The sequence below is a fragment of the Pseudoxanthomonas mexicana genome (assembly GCF_001556105.1).
GTDB classification, from domain to species: domain Bacteria; phylum Pseudomonadota; class Gammaproteobacteria; order Xanthomonadales; family Xanthomonadaceae; genus Pseudoxanthomonas_A; species Pseudoxanthomonas_A mexicana_A.
This window is the reverse complement of the sequence record NZ_LSIF01000060.1, coordinates 1-18,304: the sequence shown is the minus strand read 5'-3', so window position 1 is coordinate 18,304 and position 18,304 is coordinate 1. Positions and strand designations below refer to the sequence as shown.

The 18,304-nt window shown below is 67.1% G+C and carries 18 protein-coding genes and 1 pseudogene; 6 read left to right on the top strand and 13 right to left on the bottom strand.

Annotated elements, in window-relative coordinates:
* Position 1: 1 nt before the first annotated feature.
* From AX730_RS10610 to AX730_RS10590, 5 genes are all read right to left on the bottom strand, one after another.
* The gene (locus AX730_RS10610; protein ID WP_062355972.1) at positions 2 to 1,321 is read right to left on the bottom strand and encodes an acetylglutamate kinase; all 1,320 of its coding nucleotides are present in this window, start codon (positions 1,319 to 1,321) and stop codon (positions 2 to 4) included.
* Between the two features lie 80 nt (positions 1,322 to 1,401).
* The gene (locus AX730_RS10605; protein ID WP_062355970.1) at positions 1,402 to 2,493 is read right to left on the bottom strand and encodes an acetylornithine deacetylase; all 1,092 of its coding nucleotides are present in this window, start codon (positions 2,491 to 2,493) and stop codon (positions 1,402 to 1,404) included.
* A 19-nt stretch (positions 2,494 to 2,512) separates the two neighbouring features.
* Positions 2,513 to 3,721: an argininosuccinate synthase gene (locus AX730_RS10600; RefSeq protein ID WP_062355967.1), complete on the bottom strand. Its 1,209-nt coding sequence runs from the start codon at positions 3,719 to 3,721 to the stop codon at positions 2,513 to 2,515.
* Between the two features lie 78 nt (positions 3,722 to 3,799).
* Positions 3,800 to 4,801, bottom strand: a complete 1,002-nt coding sequence (locus AX730_RS10595; protein WP_062355965.1) for an N-acetylornithine carbamoyltransferase — start codon at positions 4,799 to 4,801, stop codon at positions 3,800 to 3,802.
* Positions 4,802 to 5,073: 272 nt separating this feature from the next.
* On the bottom strand, positions 5,074 to 5,580 hold the full coding sequence (locus AX730_RS10590) for a hypothetical protein (RefSeq protein ID WP_062355962.1): 507 nt from the start codon (positions 5,578 to 5,580) through the stop codon (positions 5,074 to 5,076).
* A gap of 142 nt (positions 5,581 to 5,722) precedes the next feature.
* On the opposite strand from AX730_RS10590, the gene cysS reads away from it, so the two are divergent.
* The 3 genes from cysS to AX730_RS10575 all read left to right on the top strand — a co-directional run bounded on the left by cysS (position 5,723) and on the right by AX730_RS10575 (position 8,946).
* On the top strand, positions 5,723 to 7,111 hold the full coding sequence (gene cysS / locus AX730_RS10585) for a cysteine--tRNA ligase (RefSeq protein WP_062355959.1): 1,389 nt from the start codon (positions 5,723 to 5,725) through the stop codon (positions 7,109 to 7,111).
* Between the two features lie 159 nt (positions 7,112 to 7,270).
* Positions 7,271 to 7,708, top strand: a complete 438-nt coding sequence (locus AX730_RS10580; protein WP_062355956.1) for a SufE family protein — start codon at positions 7,271 to 7,273, stop codon at positions 7,706 to 7,708.
* Positions 7,705 to 8,946, top strand: coding sequence for an MFS transporter (locus AX730_RS10575; protein ID WP_062355953.1), 1,242 nt, complete (start codon positions 7,705 to 7,707; stop codon positions 8,944 to 8,946). The genes AX730_RS10580 and AX730_RS10575 overlap by 4 nt, the downstream gene beginning before the upstream one ends.
* 72 nt (positions 8,947 to 9,018) lie before the next feature.
* Here AX730_RS10575 and dksA read toward each other — a convergent pair whose 3' ends face one another.
* Complete coding sequence (dksA, locus tag AX730_RS18490; RefSeq protein ID WP_083537850.1) at positions 9,019 to 10,116, bottom strand: RNA polymerase-binding protein DksA; 1,098 nt, start codon at positions 10,114 to 10,116, stop codon at positions 9,019 to 9,021.
* A gap of 95 nt (positions 10,117 to 10,211) precedes the next feature.
* Between dksA and yidD the strand changes: the two genes are divergently transcribed.
* The 3 genes and pseudogenes from yidD to AX730_RS10550 all read left to right on the top strand — a co-directional run.
* Positions 10,212 to 10,472: a membrane protein insertion efficiency factor YidD gene (gene yidD / locus AX730_RS10560; RefSeq protein ID WP_062355949.1), complete on the top strand. Its 261-nt coding sequence runs from the start codon at positions 10,212 to 10,214 to the stop codon at positions 10,470 to 10,472.
* Complete coding sequence (locus AX730_RS10555; protein WP_062355946.1) at positions 10,472 to 11,818, top strand: dihydroorotase; 1,347 nt, start codon at positions 10,472 to 10,474, stop codon at positions 11,816 to 11,818. Before yidD ends, AX730_RS10555 begins: the two co-directional genes overlap by 1 nt.
* Before the next feature lie 104 nt (positions 11,819 to 11,922).
* Positions 11,923 to 12,669, top strand: a pseudogene (locus AX730_RS10550) (M23 family metallopeptidase); the annotation flags it as partial.
* A gap of 71 nt (positions 12,670 to 12,740) precedes the next feature.
* On the opposite strand, the gene folE2 reads toward AX730_RS10550, so the two are convergent.
* The 7 genes from folE2 to efp all read right to left on the bottom strand — a co-directional run bounded on the left by folE2 (position 12,741) and on the right by efp (position 18,170).
* The gene (gene folE2 / locus AX730_RS10545; RefSeq protein ID WP_407071486.1) at positions 12,741 to 13,679 is read right to left on the bottom strand and encodes a GTP cyclohydrolase FolE2; all 939 of its coding nucleotides are present in this window, start codon (positions 13,677 to 13,679) and stop codon (positions 12,741 to 12,743) included.
* A gap of 106 nt (positions 13,680 to 13,785) precedes the next feature.
* On the bottom strand, positions 13,786 to 14,493 hold the full coding sequence (locus AX730_RS10540) for an isoprenoid biosynthesis enzyme family protein (protein WP_062355943.1): 708 nt from the start codon (positions 14,491 to 14,493) through the stop codon (positions 13,786 to 13,788).
* A gap of 100 nt (positions 14,494 to 14,593) precedes the next feature.
* Positions 14,594 to 15,289 (bottom strand): phosphoglycolate phosphatase, encoded by a 696-nt coding sequence (locus tag AX730_RS10535; RefSeq protein ID WP_062355940.1) that lies wholly within the window; start codon positions 15,287 to 15,289, stop codon positions 14,594 to 14,596.
* A complete protein-coding gene (ubiG, locus tag AX730_RS10530) occupies positions 15,286 to 16,005 on the bottom strand; it encodes a bifunctional 2-polyprenyl-6-hydroxyphenol methylase/3-demethylubiquinol 3-O-methyltransferase UbiG (protein WP_062355938.1) in 720 nt (239 codons plus the stop codon). Before ubiG ends, AX730_RS10535 begins: the two co-directional genes overlap by 4 nt.
* 37 nt (positions 16,006 to 16,042) lie before the next feature.
* On the bottom strand, positions 16,043 to 17,383 hold the full coding sequence (locus AX730_RS10525; protein ID WP_062355935.1) for a TRZ/ATZ family hydrolase: 1,341 nt from the start codon (positions 17,381 to 17,383) through the stop codon (positions 16,043 to 16,045).
* Between the two features lie 11 nt (positions 17,384 to 17,394).
* On the bottom strand, positions 17,395 to 17,604 hold the full coding sequence (locus AX730_RS10520) for a hypothetical protein (RefSeq protein WP_062355932.1): 210 nt from the start codon (positions 17,602 to 17,604) through the stop codon (positions 17,395 to 17,397).
* Entirely contained in the window at positions 17,604 to 18,170 is a 567-nt protein-coding gene (gene efp, locus AX730_RS10515; protein WP_056880540.1) for an elongation factor P, read from the bottom strand. The genes AX730_RS10520 and efp overlap by 1 nt, the downstream gene beginning before the upstream one ends.
* Positions 18,171 to 18,304 lie beyond the last annotated feature (134 nt).

Here is an 18,304-nt window from a genome sequence, read left to right as displayed (position 1 = left end):
GTCAGTCCTTCAGCGTCGGCAGCCGCGTGCGGCAATGCGCGACGCAGCGTTCGATGTCGCCGAAATCCTCGATGCCGTACCAGAACACCTTCCACTTCTCCTGCTTGTAGCAGCCGTCGGATTCGGCGTAGTAGAAGATGTTGACCTGATTGTTGTGGCGCGAGCGCCAGAACAGCTGCGGATTCTCCTCGCGCATCACGTGCCAGACCGCGCGACCCAGGCCCTCGCCCTGCGCGTCGTCCAGCACGGCGAACTTGTCGAGGTAGGCGAATCCTTCTTCCTGCGTGAGAATCAGCGCGGTGCGGTAGTTCTCGCTGATGTAGACGCGGTACGGCGTGGTGCGCTCGAAATAGTCCGGCAGCAGCGTGCGGCCGAAGCTGGATTCGATCAGCGTCTTGAGGCGCGGCAGGTCCACGCCGTCCCAGCCGTTGCCGAAGCGCAGCACGCGCTCGCCGCGGCGCACCAGCGTGCCGGAACCGCGATGGGTGAACAGCTCCTTGGCCAGCTCGGCAGGCTTGGTGATCGACACCGACGAGGTCAGCGGCAGGCGGTCCAGCAGGTCCTTGATCTGTTCGATCTTCACCCGCATGCCGCCGTTGATCCACGGCTGCGCCATCAGTTCGTCGTACTCGGTGGACAGGTTGATCGAATCGATCACCCTGCCCTCTGCGTCGAGCAGGCCACCGGTGCCGGTCAGGAAGATGATCTTGTACGGCTGCAGCACCTGCACCAGCTCGTTGGCGGCGAAGTCGGCGTTGATGTTGAGGATCTGGCCGCCGATGGTTTCGCCCATGCTGGCGATCACCGGAATCGAGCCGGCCTTCAGGCTGGCCTCGATCGGCGACTGGTTGATGCGGGTGACGTCGCCGACCAATCCGTAGGTGGCCTGGTCCTTGTACTCGGCCTCGAACACGCCGGAGACAATCGAGGTGGCGCGCGCCCCCAGCTGTTGAAGCGCCTCCACCAGCGCCAGGTTCTGCTGCAGGAACACCTTGCGCACGATCGCCAGCACCTCGGGCGTGGTCACGCGCAGGCCGTTGACGGTCTGCTTGGTGATGCCGGCGGCGGTCATCTCTTCATCCAGCTGCGGGCCCGCACCGTGCACGACGATCGGCGTCAGGCCGACTTCCTGCAGGAAGGTCAGCGAGGACGTCAGCGCTTCCAGGTCGTCGCGCAGCACCGCGCCGCCGACCTTGACCACGGCGAAGCGCTTGGCGTCCAGCTGTGAGAAGCGCTTGACGTACTGCGAGATCTCCTTCGCGCTGCCCATGCTGGACAGCAGGCGGATGATGGTCTGGCGGGTTTGCTTGTTCGATTCCATGTCTTCTTGCTTGTGTAGGGCGGGCCTGGGCCCGCCGCCTCATCGGGTGTGCACGGCGGGCCAAGGCCCGCCCCATGGGATTACTGGAGGATCCTGACCACGCTGTCGGCATATCGCTGCAACTGATCCAGCGGCACCCACTCATCGGCGGTATGCGCCTGCGCGATATCGCCGGGACCGTAGACGAAGGCCGTCAGGCCAGCGGCCGAGAACAGCGAAGCCTCGGTCCAGAAGTCCACCGCGTTGCCGATCGGCAACCCGAGTTCGTCGGCGAGATCACGCGCGGCCAGGCGACGCTCTTCAGCACGCGCGACATCGCCCGACGGCAGCGACGGGCCGCGGAAGGTCTCCTCGTACTCGGCCAGCGCATCGGCATTGGCGAAGCCGCGGAACGTGGCATGCAACTGGTCCAGGTCCTGCGACGGCAACGGTCGGAAGCCGAACCGGACTTCCGCGCTGGGCGCGATCATGTTGGCCTTGATGCCGCCCTCGACCCGTCCGATGTTGAAGCGCAGCCCAGTCAATCCGCCGAAGCGCAGGTGATGCTGGTCCTGCACGAAATCCAGCGCGGTCGTGCCCCAGCGCATCGCGTTGTGCAGCGCGCTCAGCGACAGCGCGTTCTCGGCCGACGCATGGCCCGCCTGTCCCTTGAACGCCATGCGCACCGCGCTGATACCGCGGTGCGCGAGCACCGCTTCGCAGCGGGTCGGCTCGGCGATGATCGCCTCGCCGAAACCATGGTCGCGCGCCAGGAAGGCGGCGATGCAGCGCGCATCGTTCGCTTCCTCGTCGGTCGTGAACAGAAAAGCCGCATCGCCCTGCGTCACTTGTGCCGCCGCGACCAGCGCGGCCGCCGCGCCCTTGATGTCGCACGCGCCCAGGCCGATGGCCCGATCGCCCTCGATGCGCAGCACGTGCGGACTGGCGCTCCACGCCGGCGACGACGGCACCGTATCCAGGTGCACGTTGAACACCCGCTTCGGCTGTCCGCGCACGGCGAAGAACGACACCGCGCCGGCGCCGTGGTCGGTCACCTCGATGCGGAAGTCCGGCAGCTGCGCGCGCAGGTAGTCGAAGATCCCGTCCGTGCCGATGTCGCGCGGCGGGTTGCGGGTATCGAACGACACCAGTGCCTCGAGATGGCGCAGGGTGCTGGAGAGCAGATCGGTCATGCGGGTGTCCTGTCTGCGATCAGCTGCGGTTGATCTCTGCCCACAGGGTCGAGCTCATGCCGAACAGCTTGATAAAGCCTTCGGCCTCTTCCACGCCCCAGTCGGCCGACTGCGCGTACGTCGCGCCCTTGGCGTTGAGGATGTGCGGCGACTTCACCGCCACCGCGTCGACGCGGCCGCCGCGTGTTTCCAGTACGACTTCGCCGTTGACCGTGGACTGCGAGGACTGCAGGAAGGCTTCCAGATCGGCCTTCAGCGGATCGTGGTAGAAGCCTTCGTACACCAGCTCCACCCACTTGCGCGCGACGTCGGGCTTGAAGCGGTTCTGCTGCTTGGTCAGCACCGTCTCTTCCAGCGCGCGGTGCGCGGCCAGCAGCGAGATCAAGCCCGGCGCTTCGTACACGATGCGGCCCTTCAGGCCGATCACGGTGTCGCCGGTGTATACGCCACGGCCCACGCCGTAGGGTGCGAACAGCGCGTTCAACTTTGCCAGCAGCGCAGCGCCGGCGACTGACTGGCCGTCCAGGCTGACTGCTTCGCCGTGCTTGAAGCCGATCGTCACCCGCAGCGGTTCCACCGGCCATTCGGCGCGCGGTGCGCACCAGCCGCGCGCGCCTTCACCGGGCGCGGACCATGTGTCGATCTCACCGCCGGACATGGTCAGGCCCAGCAGGTTCTCGTTGATGGTGTAGCTCTTCTGCTTGGCGCGCACGCCGAATCCACGTTCTTCCAGGTAGGCCTGTTCGTAGGCGCGCGTCTGCGTGTGTTCCTTCTGGATCTCGCGGATCGGCGCCACGATGCGGTAGTCGCCCTGCGACTTCACCGCCAGGTCGAAGCGCACCTGGTCGTTGCCCATGCCGGTGCAGCCGTGTGCGATGGCATTGGTGCCCAGCTCGGCGGCACGCTTCAGCGCCGCGTCGACGATCAGGTAACGGTCGGACACCAGCAGCGGGTACTGGCCCTGGTAACCCTCGCCCGCCCACACGAACGGCTTGACGAAGCCGTCCCAGATGGCGGGACCGCCATCGACGGTGACGTGGCTGGCCACGCCCAGTTCGGCGGCGCGCTGCTCGATGAAGGCGCGCTCTTCCGCGTCCACGCCACCGGTATCGGCGAACACGGTGTGCACGTTCCAGCCGCGCTCCTTCAGGTAGGGCACGCAGAAGCTGGTGTCGAGGCCGCCGGAAAAGGCGAGGACGATGTCTTTGGATTCGTGGGGAGTGGTCATTGTGGTGTTCTCGTAGGGCGGGCCTCGGCCCGCCGTGATGACGTGGTGTCTGAATAGAAGCGGCGGGCCAGGACCCGTCTACTTGATCAATGCCGCCATGATGGCCTTCTGCACGTGCAGGCGGTTCTCGGCTTCGTCGATGGCGATGCACTGCGGCGAGTCCATCACGCCATCGGTGGCCTTGACGTTGCGGCGCAGCGGCAGGCAGTGGCTGAAGACGCCGTTGTTGGTCAACGCCATCTTCCGCTCGTCGACGATGAAGTGCTGGTACTGGTCGCGGATCGGCTTCTCCGGCTCCCAGTTGCCGAAGAACGGCAGCGCGCCCCAGCTCTTCGCGTACACCACGTCGGCGCCGGCGTAGGCGCTGTCGATGTCGTGGCTGACCTTGAGCGAACCGCCACTCTCGGCGACATTCTGTTCGGCCCAGCCCATGTAGCGCTCATCGAGCACGTAGTCCGGCGTGGGGCACAGCAGGGTCACGTCCATGCCCATGCGCGTGGCGATGGTCAGCGCCGAGTTGGCGACGGCGGTGTTCAACGGCTTGGGGTGGTAGGTCCAGGTGAGCACGTACTTCTTGCCGCGCAGGTCGGACGTGCCGAAGTGTTCCTGCAGTGCCAGCGCATGCGCCAGTTCCTGGCAGGGATGGGTGATCGTCTCCATGTTGATCACCGGCACCGGCGAATACTTGGCGAACGACTTCAGCACGATGTCTTCGCGGTCGTACGCCCAGTCGACGAACTTCGGGAACGCACGCACGCCGATCAGGTCCACGTAGCGGCCGAGCACCTTCGCCACCTCGGCGATGTGCTCCTCGGTGTCGCCGTCCATCACCGTGCCCAGGTTGAACTCGATCGGCCACGCGTCCTTGCCCGGCTGCAGCACCACCGCATGGCCGCCCAACTGGAACGCGCCCAGTTCGAAGCTGGTGCGGGTGCGCATGGACGGGTTGAAGAACACCAGCGCGATGGACTTGCCCTTCAGCGCGTCGCCCAGCTTGTTCTGCTTGTAGAGGGCGGCCTGCGTCAGCAACGCGTCGAGGTCGCTGCGGCTCCAGTCCTGCGTGTTCAAGAAGTGCTTCATTACGGCATCCTGGTTTCGGGAATGTGGCAAAACGGGCTTCAGAAACGAAAAAACCCAGCCTCTGGCTGGGTTCCGGTGAACAAGCGACGACGTCCGGGGTACCCAGCTAGATGCAGGATTCCGGTCGACGGGCACGCGACGTCATGCTCGAGGCCTGGCGGGCCGCGCTGTCAGCATGGGCGTGTGCGTTCATCTTCATGGGCGCGAATGCTCGCATGTGCTGCGGCGCAGCGCAAGGACGGATTCGGTTGCGTGTGCAACCGTGCACGGAATCAGGGGCCGCTGGCGGTGGGCTGGGCCGGCGCCACATAGGGCGCCACGGAAATGCGGATGCGCAGGCGGTTGCCTGGATCTTCGGCGAGTCGCGAGCGGTACTTCACGCCCTTGTAGATGTAGTCCACGTCGTACGCGATGGGGCGCTGGAACTCGCGCTCGATGGGCACGACGCGGCAATTGACCTTGACCGCGGGCAGCGTCACCGGAAGCGACTGCGCCGGCTCCTCTTCGCCACCGAACCAGCCCCGCACCGAGCTGACCATCCGGCTCCAGCGACCCTCGTCCTTTGCTTCCGGTGCAGCGGCTTCGGCCCTGGAGGCGGGCACTTCATCGCAACGCTGTTCAGTGCGCGTCGCCCGCAGTGTCTGATACACCGGCTCCACGCCCAGCACCTGCGCGTAGTCCAGACGCACGTTCTCCGCCGGGATCACCCGCTCCTGCGCCACGGCGGGCGCGGCAAGCAGGCAGCAGGACAGGAAGAAGGCGGTGCGGAGGCGGGGCATGTGGCCTGCAAGCGGTATCCAGGGGGCCCAGTGTAAGAACCACGCCTTGAGTGAGGCTGAACATCGGCCGCCCGGGACCTTGCCGGGCCCTCGCACGTGGCGCAGGCGTTAGAATTCCACGGCTCTCTCCTGCCCTGTCCCCATGACCCTGCGCCTGCACAACAACCTCACCCGCCGGGTCGAGGACTTCGCACCCCTTGGCCCGATCCCCACGATGTACGTCTGCGGGCCTACCGTTTACAACTACGTCCACATCGGCAACGCGCGCGGCCCGGTCGTGTTCGGCGTGCTGGCGGCCCTGCTGCGCCGCCGCCACGGTGCGCTGCGCTACGCCCGCAACATCACCGACGTGGACGACAAGATCAACGCCGCGGCCAAGGAACTGGGCGTGGCGATCTCCGCCATCACCGACCGCTATGCGGCGGCCTACCGCGAGGACATGGCCGGGCTGGGCGTGACCGGCGAGTTCGCGCCGGACATCGAACCGGCGGCGACCGACCATATTCCGCACATCGTCGCGATGATCGAGCAGTTGATCGCGGGCAGGCATGCCTACGTGGCGGAAAGCCACGTGCTGTTCGCGGTAGGCAGCTTCGCCGACTACGGCAAGCTCTCCGGCCGCGACCCGGAGGAAATGCTGGCCGGCGCCCGCGTGGAAGTCGCCCCATACAAGCGCGACCCGGGGGATTTCGTGCTGTGGAAGCCGTCCACGCCCGACCTGCCGGGCTGGGAGTCGCCCTGGGGCATGGGTCGCCCGGGCTGGCATATCGAATGCTCGGCGATGGCGGCCGCCCACCTTGGCGAGACCATCGACATCCATGCCGGCGGCGTGGACCTGCAGTTCCCGCACCACGAGAACGAAGTGGCGCAGAGCGAGTGCGCACACAAGCACGCAGACGGCTCGCACAAGACCTTCGCGCGCTTCTGGCTGCACAACGGCATGCTCAACTTCGGCGGCGCCAAGATGAGCAAGTCGCTGGGCAACATCGAGAAGGTCCACGACCTGCTGCAAAAGCACCCGCCCGAAGCGCTGCGCTACGCCCTGCTGTCGGCGCACTACCGGCAGCCGCTGGACTGGTCGGAATCCCTGGTCGAGCAGTCGAAGAACACGCTGGACCGACTGTACGGCACGTTGCGCGACCTGGGCGATGTCAGCGCGACGCCGTCGACACCGCAGGCGATCGAAGACGCGCTCGACGACGACCTCAACACGCCGCAGGCGCTGGCCGAGATCGCCCGCATCGCCGCCGAGGCCCGCAAGGCATCGAGTCCGGGCGACAGGCTCAGGCTGAAGGGCGAACTGCTGGGCGCCGGTGTGGTCCTGGGATTGCTGCAGCAAGCACCTGCCGAGTGGTTTGGCCGCGGCACGTCTTCCGATGACGATGCCCGCATCCAGGCCCTGATCGACGAACGCGCGGCGGCGAAGAAAGCACGCGACTTCGCCCGTTCCGACGCCATCCGCGACCAGCTGGCAGCCGAAGGCATCGTGCTGGAAGACACGCCGCAGGGCGTGCGCTGGAAGCGCGCGTGATCCGATCTTTCCTTCTCCCGCCGGGAGAAGGTGGCGCGAAGCGCCGGATGAGGGTTCGGCGCGATCAGGACGCCGGAACCTCGACGGACGCCGTCGCACCCTCACCCGCCCCCCTCTCCCGGAGGGAGAGGGGCTCATGATGCAGATATTCCAACCCCGATGACCGACACGATCTTCCCGCTCGAACCCTCCGCCGCCGATGCACAGGCGGCCATCAAGGACGAATTCGCCTTCTTCAGCGATTGGTCCGAACGCTACCAGTACCTGATCGACCTGGGCCGCAAGCTGCCCGCCTTCCCCGATGAGTGGAAGCGCGAGGAACACCGCCTGCTCGGCTGCCAGTCGATGGTCTGGATCGTGCCCGAAGGCGATGCGGCGAAGCTGGATTTCCATGCCGTCAGTGACTCGGCCATCGTGTCCGGACTGATCTTCCTGGCCCTGCGCGTCTACGCGGGCCGTCCGGCAGCGGAAATCCTGGCCACGTCACCCGACTACATCGCCGACATCGGCCTGGCCAAGCACCTCTCGCCCACCCGCAGCAACGGCCTGGCCTCGCTGCTGGCCTTCATCCGCGAGACGGCCGCCCACGCGAAGTGAGCGCCACCGGCACACCCTCCGCGTTCTCGCTGCTCCGCAACCGCGGCTATGCGGCGGTGCTGGCGTACCGCATCTGCGCGCTGTTGTCCTACCAGATCGTCGCCGTCACGGTCGGCTGGCATATCTACGAGCTGACCCGCGACACCTTCTCGCTGGGCCTGGTCGGCCTGGCGGAAGTGCTGCCGTTCTTCTGCGTCGCGCCGTTCGCCGGCTATCTGGTCGACCACCTGCCGCGACGCCGTGTCGGCATCGTTGCCTGCGGTGCACTGGCGACGACGGCGGTGATCCTGGTCGCGGTATCTGCTGGCTGGCTTCCCTTCGACGGCACCTGGCCGATCTACGCCGCGATCGCGCTGACCGGCATGGCGCGCTCGTTCCTCAGCCCGGTCTACAACGCGTTGTTCGCGAAGGTGCTGCCGCGCGAGGATTTCGTCCGTGCGGCGGGACTGGGCAGCGTGATCTTCCAGGCGGCCCTGGTCACGGGGCCGGCCGTGGGCGGCCTGCTGGTCGGCTTCGGCGGCAAGACGCTGTCGTACGCGATGGCGGTGGTATTCGCGCTGGTGGCGGCGGTCGTGCTGGCGCGCCTGCGGGTCGAAGAACCGGGGCCGCCCGCGGTCAGCCTGCCGGTGTTCGCCAGCATCGCGCAGGGTGCGCGCTTCGTCATGGGCAACCAGATCATGCTGGGCGCGATGGCGCTGGACATGTTCTCGGTGCTGCTCGGCGGCGTGGTGGCCATGCTGCCTGCCTTCATCCACGACATCCTGCACTACGGGCCGGAAGGTCTCGGCATCCTGCGCGCCATGCCGGCCGCGGGCTCGGTGTGCGTCGGCCTGTGGCTGGCGCGCCAGCCGCTGCAGAAGAACGCCGGCCGCGTGCTGCTGTTCGCGGTGGCCGGCTTCGGCCTCAGCGTCATCGCGTTCGGGCTGTCTCGCAGCTTCTGGCTGTCGGCCGTCATCCTGCTGTCCTACGGCATGTGCGATGGCGTCTCGGTCGTGGTGCGCTCGACCATCCTGCAGCTGTCCACGCCGGATGAAATGCGCGGCCGCGTGTCGTCGATCAACGGCATCTTCGTCAGCTCATCGAACGAACTCGGCGCGTTCTACGCCGGCACGATGGCCAGGCTGCTGGGGCTGGTGCCGGCGGTGATTCTCGGCGGTTTCGCGATCCTGTCGGTGGCCGGTGTAACCGCCTGGAAAGCGCCGAAGTTGCGACGGCTGGACCTGCGCGACCTGCAATAGCACAGCCGAAGACCGCCACGAAAAAGCCCCGCCGAAGCGGGGCTTTCTGTTTGCCTGCGGAAACGGCGGGACTCAGTCGCCCTGCTGCTTCTGCATGTGCTCCCAACGCTCCTGGGCATCGATGGTGCGTTCGGCGGTGAGGCGCGCTTCCAGGCGGTCCAGCCCGATCTCTTCACCGGTATCGACGCAGTAACCGTAGTCTCCGCCTTCCAGGCGCTTGAGCGTGCTGTCGATCTTGCCGATCAGCTTGCGGTAGCGGTCGCGGGTACGCAGTTCCAGCGAGTTCTCGGTCTCGCGGGTCGCGCGCTCGGCTTCATCGCCGATGTCGCGGACTTCGTCCTTGAGGTTCTCGATGGTCTGCTTGGATTCCTCGACCAGGTCGGCACGCCAGTTGAGCAGGCGCTGGCGGAAGTACTCGAGCTGCAGGGTGCTCATGTACTCCTCGTCGGACGAGGGCTTGTAGCCGGTCGGCACGATCGGACGACCGGTGGCTTCATCGGTCTTGTAAGGCACTTCTTTCACCTTGCCGCGCACGACCGGCGCGGAGGGCCGGGCGGCCACGGCGACCGCAACCTTGCCCACGGGACGGGCAACGGCGGGACGGGGGGTCACGGGGGCTTCGGCGGCAGTGGCTTTGGCGTTCTTCGTAGTTGATTTCGGGACTGGCACGGGCTTCGGGGGGGACGGAACCTTGGCGGCGGGCGCCGGGGCCTGGGCAGCCGCCTTGGGGGCGGGTGCAGGCACGGGAGTCTTGGTCGCAGCCGCAGTGGGGGCGGACTTTGCCGGAACCGGCTTGGCGGCCGGTTTCGGTGCGGGCTTGGGAGCGGGCTTCGTGGCCTTCACCGGCGCCGCCTTGACGGCAGGCGCCTTGGCAACCGGGGCGGGTGCCGGCTTCTTGGCGACGGCGGGCTTGGTGACCTTGGCGACCGCTTTCTTGACCGGCGCCGCCTTCTTCGCCGCAGGCTTGGCGACCGGCTTCTTCGCCGGTGCCGCCTTCTTGGCGACGGCCTTCTTGGCCGCAGGCTTCGGCTTCGGGACCGCTTTCTTGGCCACCGGCTTGGGGGCCGGCTTCTTGGCGACAGCCTTCTTCGCGACAGGCTTCTTGGCAACGGTCTGAGCGGGTTTCTTGGCGGCCTTGACGGCCTTCTTCGCAGGTTTCTTCGCAGCCACGAACAGCGCTTCCTTGTTCTTCCCGAGCGTCGGGAAAGCGCGCTTTTATAGCCTACCCGCGGGGCAGCGGCAACCCGACGCGGTATCATCCAGTCATGTTCGCCCGCCTGCTCATCCTGTTGTTGAAGGGCTACAAGCAGTTCATCAGCCCGCTGCTGGGCCCGCGCTGCCGGTTCGTTCCCTCCTGCTCGGAGTACGCCATGGAGGCGATCGGCCGGTTCGGACCGCTGAGAGGCGGCTGGCTGGCGATTCGCCGGATCGGCCGCTGCCATCCCCTGCACCCGGGCGGGCACGATCCTGTACCGTCGTGCGGGCATGACCACCCCTCTTCCCCCTGCCCCTCCAGGAATCCCTGATGCCCGCTACCGTCATCGTCAACGCCCGTCTGGTCAACGAAGGACGCGTCACCGAGGGTGACTTGCGGATCGAGAACGGGCGCATCGCCCGCATCGCCGCCGAGATCCGCCCACAGGGCGAGGAAACCGTCATCGATGCCGCCGGCCGCTGGCTGTTGCCGGGCATGATCGACGACCAGGTGCACTTCCGCGAACCCGGCATGCCGCACAAGGGCGACATGGCCACCGAATCGGCCGCGGCCGTGGCGGGTGGCCTGACCACCTTCATGGACATGCCCAACACCAGCCCGCCGACGCTCGACGCGGCCGCGCTGGAAGACAAGTACCAGCGCGCCAAGGGCCGCGCCTGGGGCAACTACGGCTTCTACATGGGCGCCAGCAACGACAACCTGGAGGCGATCCGCACGCTCGACCCCAAGACGGCGCCGGGCATCAAGGTGTTCATGGGCGCGTCCACCGGCAACATGCTGGTCGACAACCCGGAAACGCTGGACGCGATCTTCCGCGAGGCACCCACGCCGATCATCACGCATTGCGAAGACACGCCGATGATCGACGCCAACCTGGCGGCGTTCCAGGCCAAGTACGGCGACGCGCTGTCGGCCGAGCACCACCCCGACATCCGCAGCCGCGAGGCGTGCATCAAGTCGACGCAACTGGCGATGTCGCTGGCGCGCAAGCACGGCACCCGCCTGCACGTGCTGCACATCTCCACCGCCGACGAACTGGCGCTGTTCACGCCCGGCCCGCTGATCGCCGCCGACGGTAAGCGCAAGCAGATCACCGCGGAGACCTGCATCCACTTCCTGCGCTTCGATCGCGCCGACTACGCCGCGCTGGGCAACCTGATCAAGTGCAACCCCGCGATCAAGGACGCCAGCGATCGCGAGGCATTGATCAAGGCGCTGGTGGACGACATCGTCGACGTGCTGGCCACCGACCATGCGCCGCACACGCTGGAAGAAAAGGAAAAGCCCTACGTGCAGGCGCCGTCCGGCCTGCCGCTGGTGCAGTACGCGCTGGTCGCCGCGCTGGAACTCGTGCACGAGCAGCGCATGGATGTCACCCGCGTCGTGCAGAAGTTCGCCCACGCCCCGGCACAGTTGTTCGACGTCAAGGAACGCGGCTACCTGCGCGAAGGCTATTTCGCCGATCTGGTGCTGATCGACGATGAGGCGTTCACCGTCAAGCGCGAGGACGTACTGTCCAAGGTGGGCTGGTCGCCGTTCGAAGGCCGCAGCTTCCGTTCGCGCATCGGCGCCACCTGGGTCAACGGCCGCATGGTCTGGAACGGTGAACACCTCGTCGGCACGCCGAATGGCCAGCGCCTGGAGTTCACACGTTGAAGCTGGCGGTTGCGGCGCTGTTCGCCGCGGTCTGTGCCGGATGGATTCCGCTGGTCGCGGCGCAGGACACGGTAGCCGCAGCCCCGGTGTCGCAGGAAGAACGCGTCGTCTTGCCCACCAGGGTGTCGCAGGGCGCGCTGGTGTTCGGCAAGGTGCCGCCGGGCAGCCAGGTGCGCTATCGGGAACGCGTCCTGCGCGCCACCGGCTACGGCACCGTCGTTTTCGGCGTAGGTCGTGACGAAGCAGGTCCACTGAAGGTCGACATCACCACCCCTTCGGGTCGCGTCGAATCCATCAGCATTGCGGTGACTCCGCGCGACTGGCCGGTCGAACGCGTCAACGGCGTGCCGGCCAAGACCGTCAACCCGCCACCCGAGATCGCTGCGCGCATCAAGCGGGAACAGGCCCAGGTCACCGCCGCGCGCGATCGCGACGACGAGCGCGCCGACTTCGCCCTGCCCTTCCAATGGCCCGTGCAGGGTCGCATCAGCGGCCGCTTCGGCAACGCACGGGTCTACAACGGCCAACCCGGCGCGGGTCATTCCGGCATGGATATCGCAGCGCCGAATGGCACGCCGGTGAAAGCACCGGCCGGTGGCGTGGTGACCTTTGCCTCGTCCGACCTATACCTGACCGGCGGCACGCTGTTGCTCGACCATGGCCACGGCGTCAGTTCCAACTTCCTTCATCTGTCGCGCATCGACGTAAAGGTCGGGGATCGCGTCGAGGCCGGGCAGGTGATCGGCGCGGTTGGCGCGACCGGGCGAGCGACCGGGCCTCATTTGCATTGGGGGATGAACTGGTTCGATACGCGCATCGACCCGCTGCTCGTCCTGGAACGCGGGAAGTAACCGGGCACCAGGGGCGGAGGGAGCGCGTTGCGCGCCTGCTCGACGCCGGACGAACCGTCCGGAGAAAGCGGCTAGTCGTTGCTACCGCTCACGCGAGCCACGGCATCGTGCGGATGCAGGCTTTCGTAGTGCGCCACGGTCGCATCGTAACGGGCAATGCGAGGGTCGGACGCAAGTACCGACGCCACGCGCCGCGCCGCGTCCTCGCAGAACATCAGGTTCTCCGCATTGAGACGCGCAAAGGCCTGTTCGTCCACGCGCTTCACGGCCGTCTGCACGGGCGTGCCGAGCACCGCTTCGATCGCATCGACCAGGGCCAGCAACGGCAGCTCATCGAACTGCGGGCGCAAATCGACGCGGATACTGGCGCGGCTGCGCTGCGCATGCGGCGTGGCCGCGAGGCCCCGCTCTGACCCGAGCCAGTCACGCACCACATCGACCGACAGCGGATGTGCCGCTTCGAAATCACCGGCGAAGCGTTCCGCATTGGCTTGGCGCGACAGTGCGGCGGACGCCGGACACGTGCTGGAGTACTCAACCGAGAACGACAGCGCGAGATTCAGGTGTCCGTCGACAAGCGTGGCTTCGATTTCCACCGGGTAGCGCTTCCAACCGGTGTAGTCGCTCTCCAGCGCCTTGCGCTGCAGGAGTGCGTCATAGCGGATCTTCAGGCGTGCGTTGGTCGCCAGGCCCGCCTGCGCCGCCACGCCGTCCTGCAGCAGGTGGCGCAGGCCAGCGGGCGTGATCGCCTCGCACGCCAGTCCATCCTGCAGTTGCAGGTACAGCCGCGACATATGGATACCGCGCGCGTCTGGATTGGCCAGATTCACCGACAGATCGATGCTGGCGGCGACCTGCAATTGCCCACCCTGCCCGTCCGCGATGCGCACCGGCAGCGCAATGTTCTCCATGCCTACCCAGTCCAGTGGACGCGCCAGTGGCACGCGTTGGTGGGCGACATCAGGGAGGTCGGCGCGGGGCGCCAAAGGAAGCGAGGGGGCCATCGTCATGCACGGGGGAATGGATGCCGCGCATTGTACGCCCTGCCCCGAATCCCCAGATGAAACAGTCCGTTACGCACCTTTCCTGCGGCTATCGCAGCGATACGCGACGCCTTCAGTCACCGCGTGCCGCGCGCCAACCGGCGAACAGGATCAGCGGGCGCGCTGGCAGCGGTGCCGTTTCGCCCTGCCTGGCGAGACGACCGAGGCGCGCATGCGCATAGGTCGCCAGGATGCGGCGTTCGCGGGCGCCGCGTCGCGGATCGCCCCAGCGTCGAACCAGCTCAGCGGCCCAACTGCGCAGCGCCGATCCTTCACCGGTTTGTTGCTGGTGGGTAGGCACGGAGGCCACCCCAATCTCTGCCAGACGCCCCGCCAGCACTTGCGCCACGATGGCATCAGCGGTGGGCGCGTGACCCAGCACATCCGCTTCCACCGCCACCACGGCCTCGCCAAAACCGATCAGGGCCGCGACGGCCGCGTCACCCGTGGCCGCCGACTCTCGTGCGATGACCAATGCCGGCAGCGCGTCGGCGAGTAGCGACCACGACGCCTGTACCGGCTCCAGCCGCCTGCCAAGAGGATGACGCGAACGTTGCGCGCCCCAGCCGTGCAGTTCCTCCCGCCACCATGCGAGCTTGGCATCCGCAGGCAACGGATCACCCGTGATGTTCAGCGTGTCCTCGAACTCCTGCAGCAGGGCGAACCACGCCACCGCGATATCGCGACGTGCGGGCGCGACGAAGACCTCGGCCACCGACCACTCGGGCCAGCGGACACGCCATTTTCCCAGGAAGCTGTCGAGAGCGGCGGAATCGGACATCGAAATCGGCAAGGTGTGGGAGCGACGTCAGTCGCGATGGAGGTTGCAGGAAATACGAATCGGCGCCCGAGACATGCGTGACCGCCAAACCGCTCGCGACTTACGTCGCTCCCACGGAGGAACGCATGGCCGGCCATGCGGCCGGCTCGATGAGCTCACTCGCGGTCTCGCACATCACATCCGCGCCCCACTCCGCGGGCACTTCGTGCGTCTGCCGGTAACCCCATAGCGCTGCGATCGATGGCATGCCGGCCGCACGCGACGCCTGGATGTCGCGTTCGTCGTCGCCCACGTAGACGCAATCGGCGATGGCGATGCCGATGCGTTCTGCGGCGACCTGCAGCGGCAGCGGATGTGGCTTCTTCTCGGCCAGCGTGTCGCCGCCGATCAGCACCGCGCAGCGATCGCTCCACCTCAGTTGCGGCAGGATGTCGCGCGCCAGGTACTCCGGCTTGTTGGTGACGATGCCCCAGACGCTGCCCGCCGCCTCCAACGCACCGAGCATCTCCGCCACGCCGTCGAACAGCACGCTGTGGCGGCCGAGCTCTTCCTGGTAGATCGTCAGGAACTCCGGCACCAGCGCTTCGCGTGGGCCTTGCTCCATGTCGGGGAATGCCGCCGCCAGCATGGCGCGCGATCCTTTCGACACATGCGGACGCAAACCCTCGATGGTCATCGGACCGATGCCGCGCGCCACCCGCATGCGGTTGGCGGTGGCCAGCATGTCCGGCGCGCTGTCGAGCAGCGTGCCATCCAGATCGAACAGCGCCGCGCGCGGAAAGCCCGTCGACGTCACGGCTTCACCGCGCTGGCGAGGTAGTTCACGTCGGTACGCGAAGTCAGGCGTGCGCGCTGGCGCCACGGCTCGTAGGCCAAGCCGGTGACGTCCTGCACCTGGAAGCCGGCGTCACGCAGCCACGCGGCCAGTTCGGAAGGACGGATGAATTCCTTGTAATGATGCGTACCCTTCGGCAGCAGGCGCGCGATGTACTCGGCGCCCACGATGGCCAGCGCGAACGCGGCCGGCGTGCGGTTCAATGTGGACAGGAACAGCCGGCCGCCCGGCTTCAGCAGCGTGTGGCAGGCGCGGATGATCGATGCCGGATCCGGCACGTGTTCCAGCATCTCCATGCAGGTGACCACGTCGAAGCTGCCCGGCCGTTCTTCGGCCAGCGACTCGACCGAGCGCAGTTGATAGTCGACCTGCACGCCCGATTCGAGCTTGTGCAGCCGACCGACCTTCACCAGTTCCGGCGCCAGGTCGATCGCGGTAACCAGCGCCCCTTCGCGCGCCAGTGCCTCGCTCAACAGGCCGCCACCGCAACCGACGTCCAGTGCGGCGGCATTCGCCAGCGCCGCGCGTTCGCGCACGTACTGCAGGCGGACGGGATTCAGTGCGTGCAGGGCCTTCTGCGGACCATCCGGGTCCCACCAGCGGTTGGCCAACGCACCGAACTTGTCGAGCTCGGCCTGGGTGAAATTGTCGTCGCGGGGCGAAGTCGTGGTCGTCATGTCGCCATTGTAAGGCGGACCCGACGACAGCGCCGGATCAGGACAGGCGAATACCCGCGATCCGCTCACGCCACTGCCGCGCATTGGCGATGACGCCATCGATGTCGATCTCGACCAGCACGCGCTGCTGCAGCTTCGGCCGGCCGGCGATCCAGACATCGCTGACCTGCTGGCGACCGGTCGCGTAGATCAGTTGCGACACCACGTGATGCAGCGGCTGGGTTTCCAGCGCAGACAGGTCGACGCAGACCAGGTCGGCTTCCTTGCCCGGCTCGATCGAGCCGATGCGGTCGTCGAACCCGATCGCCTTCGCGCCGCCCAGCGTGGCCGCTCGCAACGCACTGAACGCATCCAGCGCTGCCGCGTCCTGCGCGACCGCCTTGGCCAGCAACGCGGCCGTGCGGGTTTCGCTGAACATGTCGAGGTCGTTGTTGCTGGCGCAGCCATCGGTGCCGACGGCCAGCGTCACGCCCGCGCGCTCCAGCGCGCACGCCGGGCAGAAGCCCGAGGCCAGCTTGAGGTTCGATTCCGGGCAATGCACCACGCTGACGCCACGTTCGGCGCACAGGTGGATTTCCGCCTCGGTCAGTTGGGTCATGTGGATGGCGATCAGGCGGTCGTTGACCAGCCCCAGCCGGTCCAGCCGCGCGATCGGGCGCTGGCCGTACTTCTCCAGCGACTGCTCCACTTCCTGCGCGGTCTCGTGCAGGTGCAGGTGCACCGGCACGTCAAGCTGGTCCGACAGCATGCGCACGCGTTCGAAATTCGCGTCGTTCACCGTGTACGGCGCATGCGGCGCGAACGCGGTGGCGATCAGCGCGTCGTCGCGCCACTGGTCGTGCACTTCGCCGGCCTTCTCGAAGTACTCATCATCAGAAGCAGCCCACGCCGTCGGGAAATCGATCACCGGCAGGCCGACGCGCGCACGGAAACCGTGGTGCTTGTAGGTGGCCGCCTGTACGTCCGGGAAGAAGTAGTTCTCGTTGACGCAGGTGGTACCGCCGCGCAGCATCTCGGCGATCGCCAGGGTGATGCCATCGGCCACGAAATCGGGGCCGATCACCGCGCCCTCGATCGGCCAGATGTGCTCCTGCAGCCATACCTTCAGCGGCAGGTCGTCGGCCACGCCGCGCAGCAGCGTCATCGGGTTGTGCGTATGCGCATTGACCAGGCCGGGGATCAGCGCCGCGTCGGGGCGCGACACGGTTTCGCGCGGCAGGAAACGCTGGCGCGCCTCCGCCACCGGCAGGACAGCGACGATGCGACCGCCGCTGACGGCGACCGCATGGCTTTCCAGCACCACCCCGTGCGGGACGACGGGCACCACGAAACCGGCTTCGATCAACAGGTCGCAGGCTTCGGGGATGCGGTCGTTCATGGGACCTCGGCTCAGAATCCCAGCGTATAGGTCAGGCCGATGGCGCCGGCGCCGAACAGCAGCCAGCACAGCAGCATCAGCGCCAGCGCGCGTCCGTAAGTGAGCCGCGGCACGCTGGGGAACAGCCACGGCAGCGTCGCATTCCAGCACAGCATCACGCCCAGCCCGGCCAGCAGCACACCAACCGCCCAGATGCCCAGGTAGAGCGCGAGCTGCTCCATCACTTGACGCGGCTGACGTATTCGCCGGTGCGGGTGTCGACCTTGATGATCTCTTCCTGGCCGACGAACAGCGGCACGCGCACGACGGCGCCGGTCTCCAGCGTGGCCGGCTTGCCGCCCGTGCCGGCGGTATCGCCCTTCACGCCCGGGTCGGTCTCGGTGATCTGCAGCTCGACGAAGTTCGGCGGGGTCACCTGGATCGGGTTGCCGTTCCACAGCGTCACCACGCAGTCTTCCTCGCCCTTCAGCCACTTCTCGGCGCCACCCATGCCGGCTTTGTCGGCCTGCACCTGCTCGAAGGTTTCCTGCTGCATGAAGTGCCAGTACTCGCCGTCGGAGTACAGGTACTGCATGTCGGTATCCACCACGTCCGCCGCCTCGACCGAGTCGGTGCTCTTCATGGTGATTTCCTGCACGCGGCCGCTCTTGATCAGGCGGTACTTCACGCGCGTGAAAGCCTGGCCCTTGCCCGGCTTGACGTACTCGGTGTCGCTGATGATCGCCGGCTCGTTGTGGATCAGGATCTTCATCCCGTTCTTGACGTCGTTCATGCCGTAACTGGCCATGCGTGTGCTCCTGAGGGTAAGGCGTGCCCGCCGCGCAGGGCGGCCGGCCGGATAGAATGGGGAACCCGCCGGACCCGGCGGGTGCTTGTTTCCAGACCCGACATGATAACCGCAGCCCCCGACCCCCGACAGCC

What these genes read in the sequence shown, in the direction of transcription:
- AX730_RS10610 (WP_062355972.1), bottom strand. Translation starts at nt 1,321, where the DNA reads ATGGAATCGAACAAGCAAACCCGCCAGACCATCATCCGCCTGCTGTCC.
- AX730_RS10605 (WP_062355970.1), bottom strand. Translation starts at nt 2,493, where the DNA reads ATGACCGATCTGCTCTCCAGCACCCTGCGCCATCTCGAGGCACTGGTG.
- AX730_RS10600 (WP_062355967.1), bottom strand. Translation starts at nt 3,721, where the DNA reads ATGACCACTCCCCACGAATCCAAAGACATCGTCCTCGCCTTTTCCGGC.
- AX730_RS10595 (WP_062355965.1), bottom strand. Translation starts at nt 4,801, where the DNA reads ATGAAGCACTTCTTGAACACGCAGGACTGGAGCCGCAGCGACCTCGAC.
- AX730_RS10590 (WP_062355962.1), bottom strand. Translation starts at nt 5,580, where the DNA reads ATGCCCCGCCTCCGCACCGCCTTCTTCCTGTCCTGCTGCCTGCTTGCC.
- cysS (WP_062355959.1), top strand. Translation starts at nt 5,723, where the DNA reads ATGACCCTGCGCCTGCACAACAACCTCACCCGCCGGGTCGAGGACTTC.
- AX730_RS10580 (WP_062355956.1), top strand. Translation starts at nt 7,271, where the DNA reads ATGACCGACACGATCTTCCCGCTCGAACCCTCCGCCGCCGATGCACAG.
- yidD (WP_062355949.1), top strand. Translation starts at nt 10,212, where the DNA reads ATGTTCGCCCGCCTGCTCATCCTGTTGTTGAAGGGCTACAAGCAGTTC.
- AX730_RS10555 (WP_062355946.1), top strand. Translation starts at nt 10,472, where the DNA reads ATGCCCGCTACCGTCATCGTCAACGCCCGTCTGGTCAACGAAGGACGC.
- folE2 (WP_407071486.1), bottom strand. Translation starts at nt 13,679, where the DNA reads ATGACGATGGCCCCCTCGCTTCCTTTGGCGCCCCGCGCCGACCTCCCT.
- AX730_RS10540 (WP_062355943.1), bottom strand. Translation starts at nt 14,493, where the DNA reads ATGTCCGATTCCGCCGCTCTCGACAGCTTCCTGGGAAAATGGCGTGTC.
- ubiG (WP_062355938.1), bottom strand. Translation starts at nt 16,005, where the DNA reads ATGACGACCACGACTTCGCCCCGCGACGACAATTTCACCCAGGCCGAG.
- AX730_RS10525 (WP_062355935.1), bottom strand. Translation starts at nt 17,383, where the DNA reads ATGAACGACCGCATCCCCGAAGCCTGCGACCTGTTGATCGAAGCCGGT.
- AX730_RS10520 (WP_062355932.1), bottom strand. Translation starts at nt 17,604, where the DNA reads ATGGAGCAGCTCGCGCTCTACCTGGGCATCTGGGCGGTTGGTGTGCTG.
- efp (WP_056880540.1), bottom strand. Translation starts at nt 18,170, where the DNA reads ATGGCCAGTTACGGCATGAACGACGTCAAGAACGGGATGAAGATCCTG.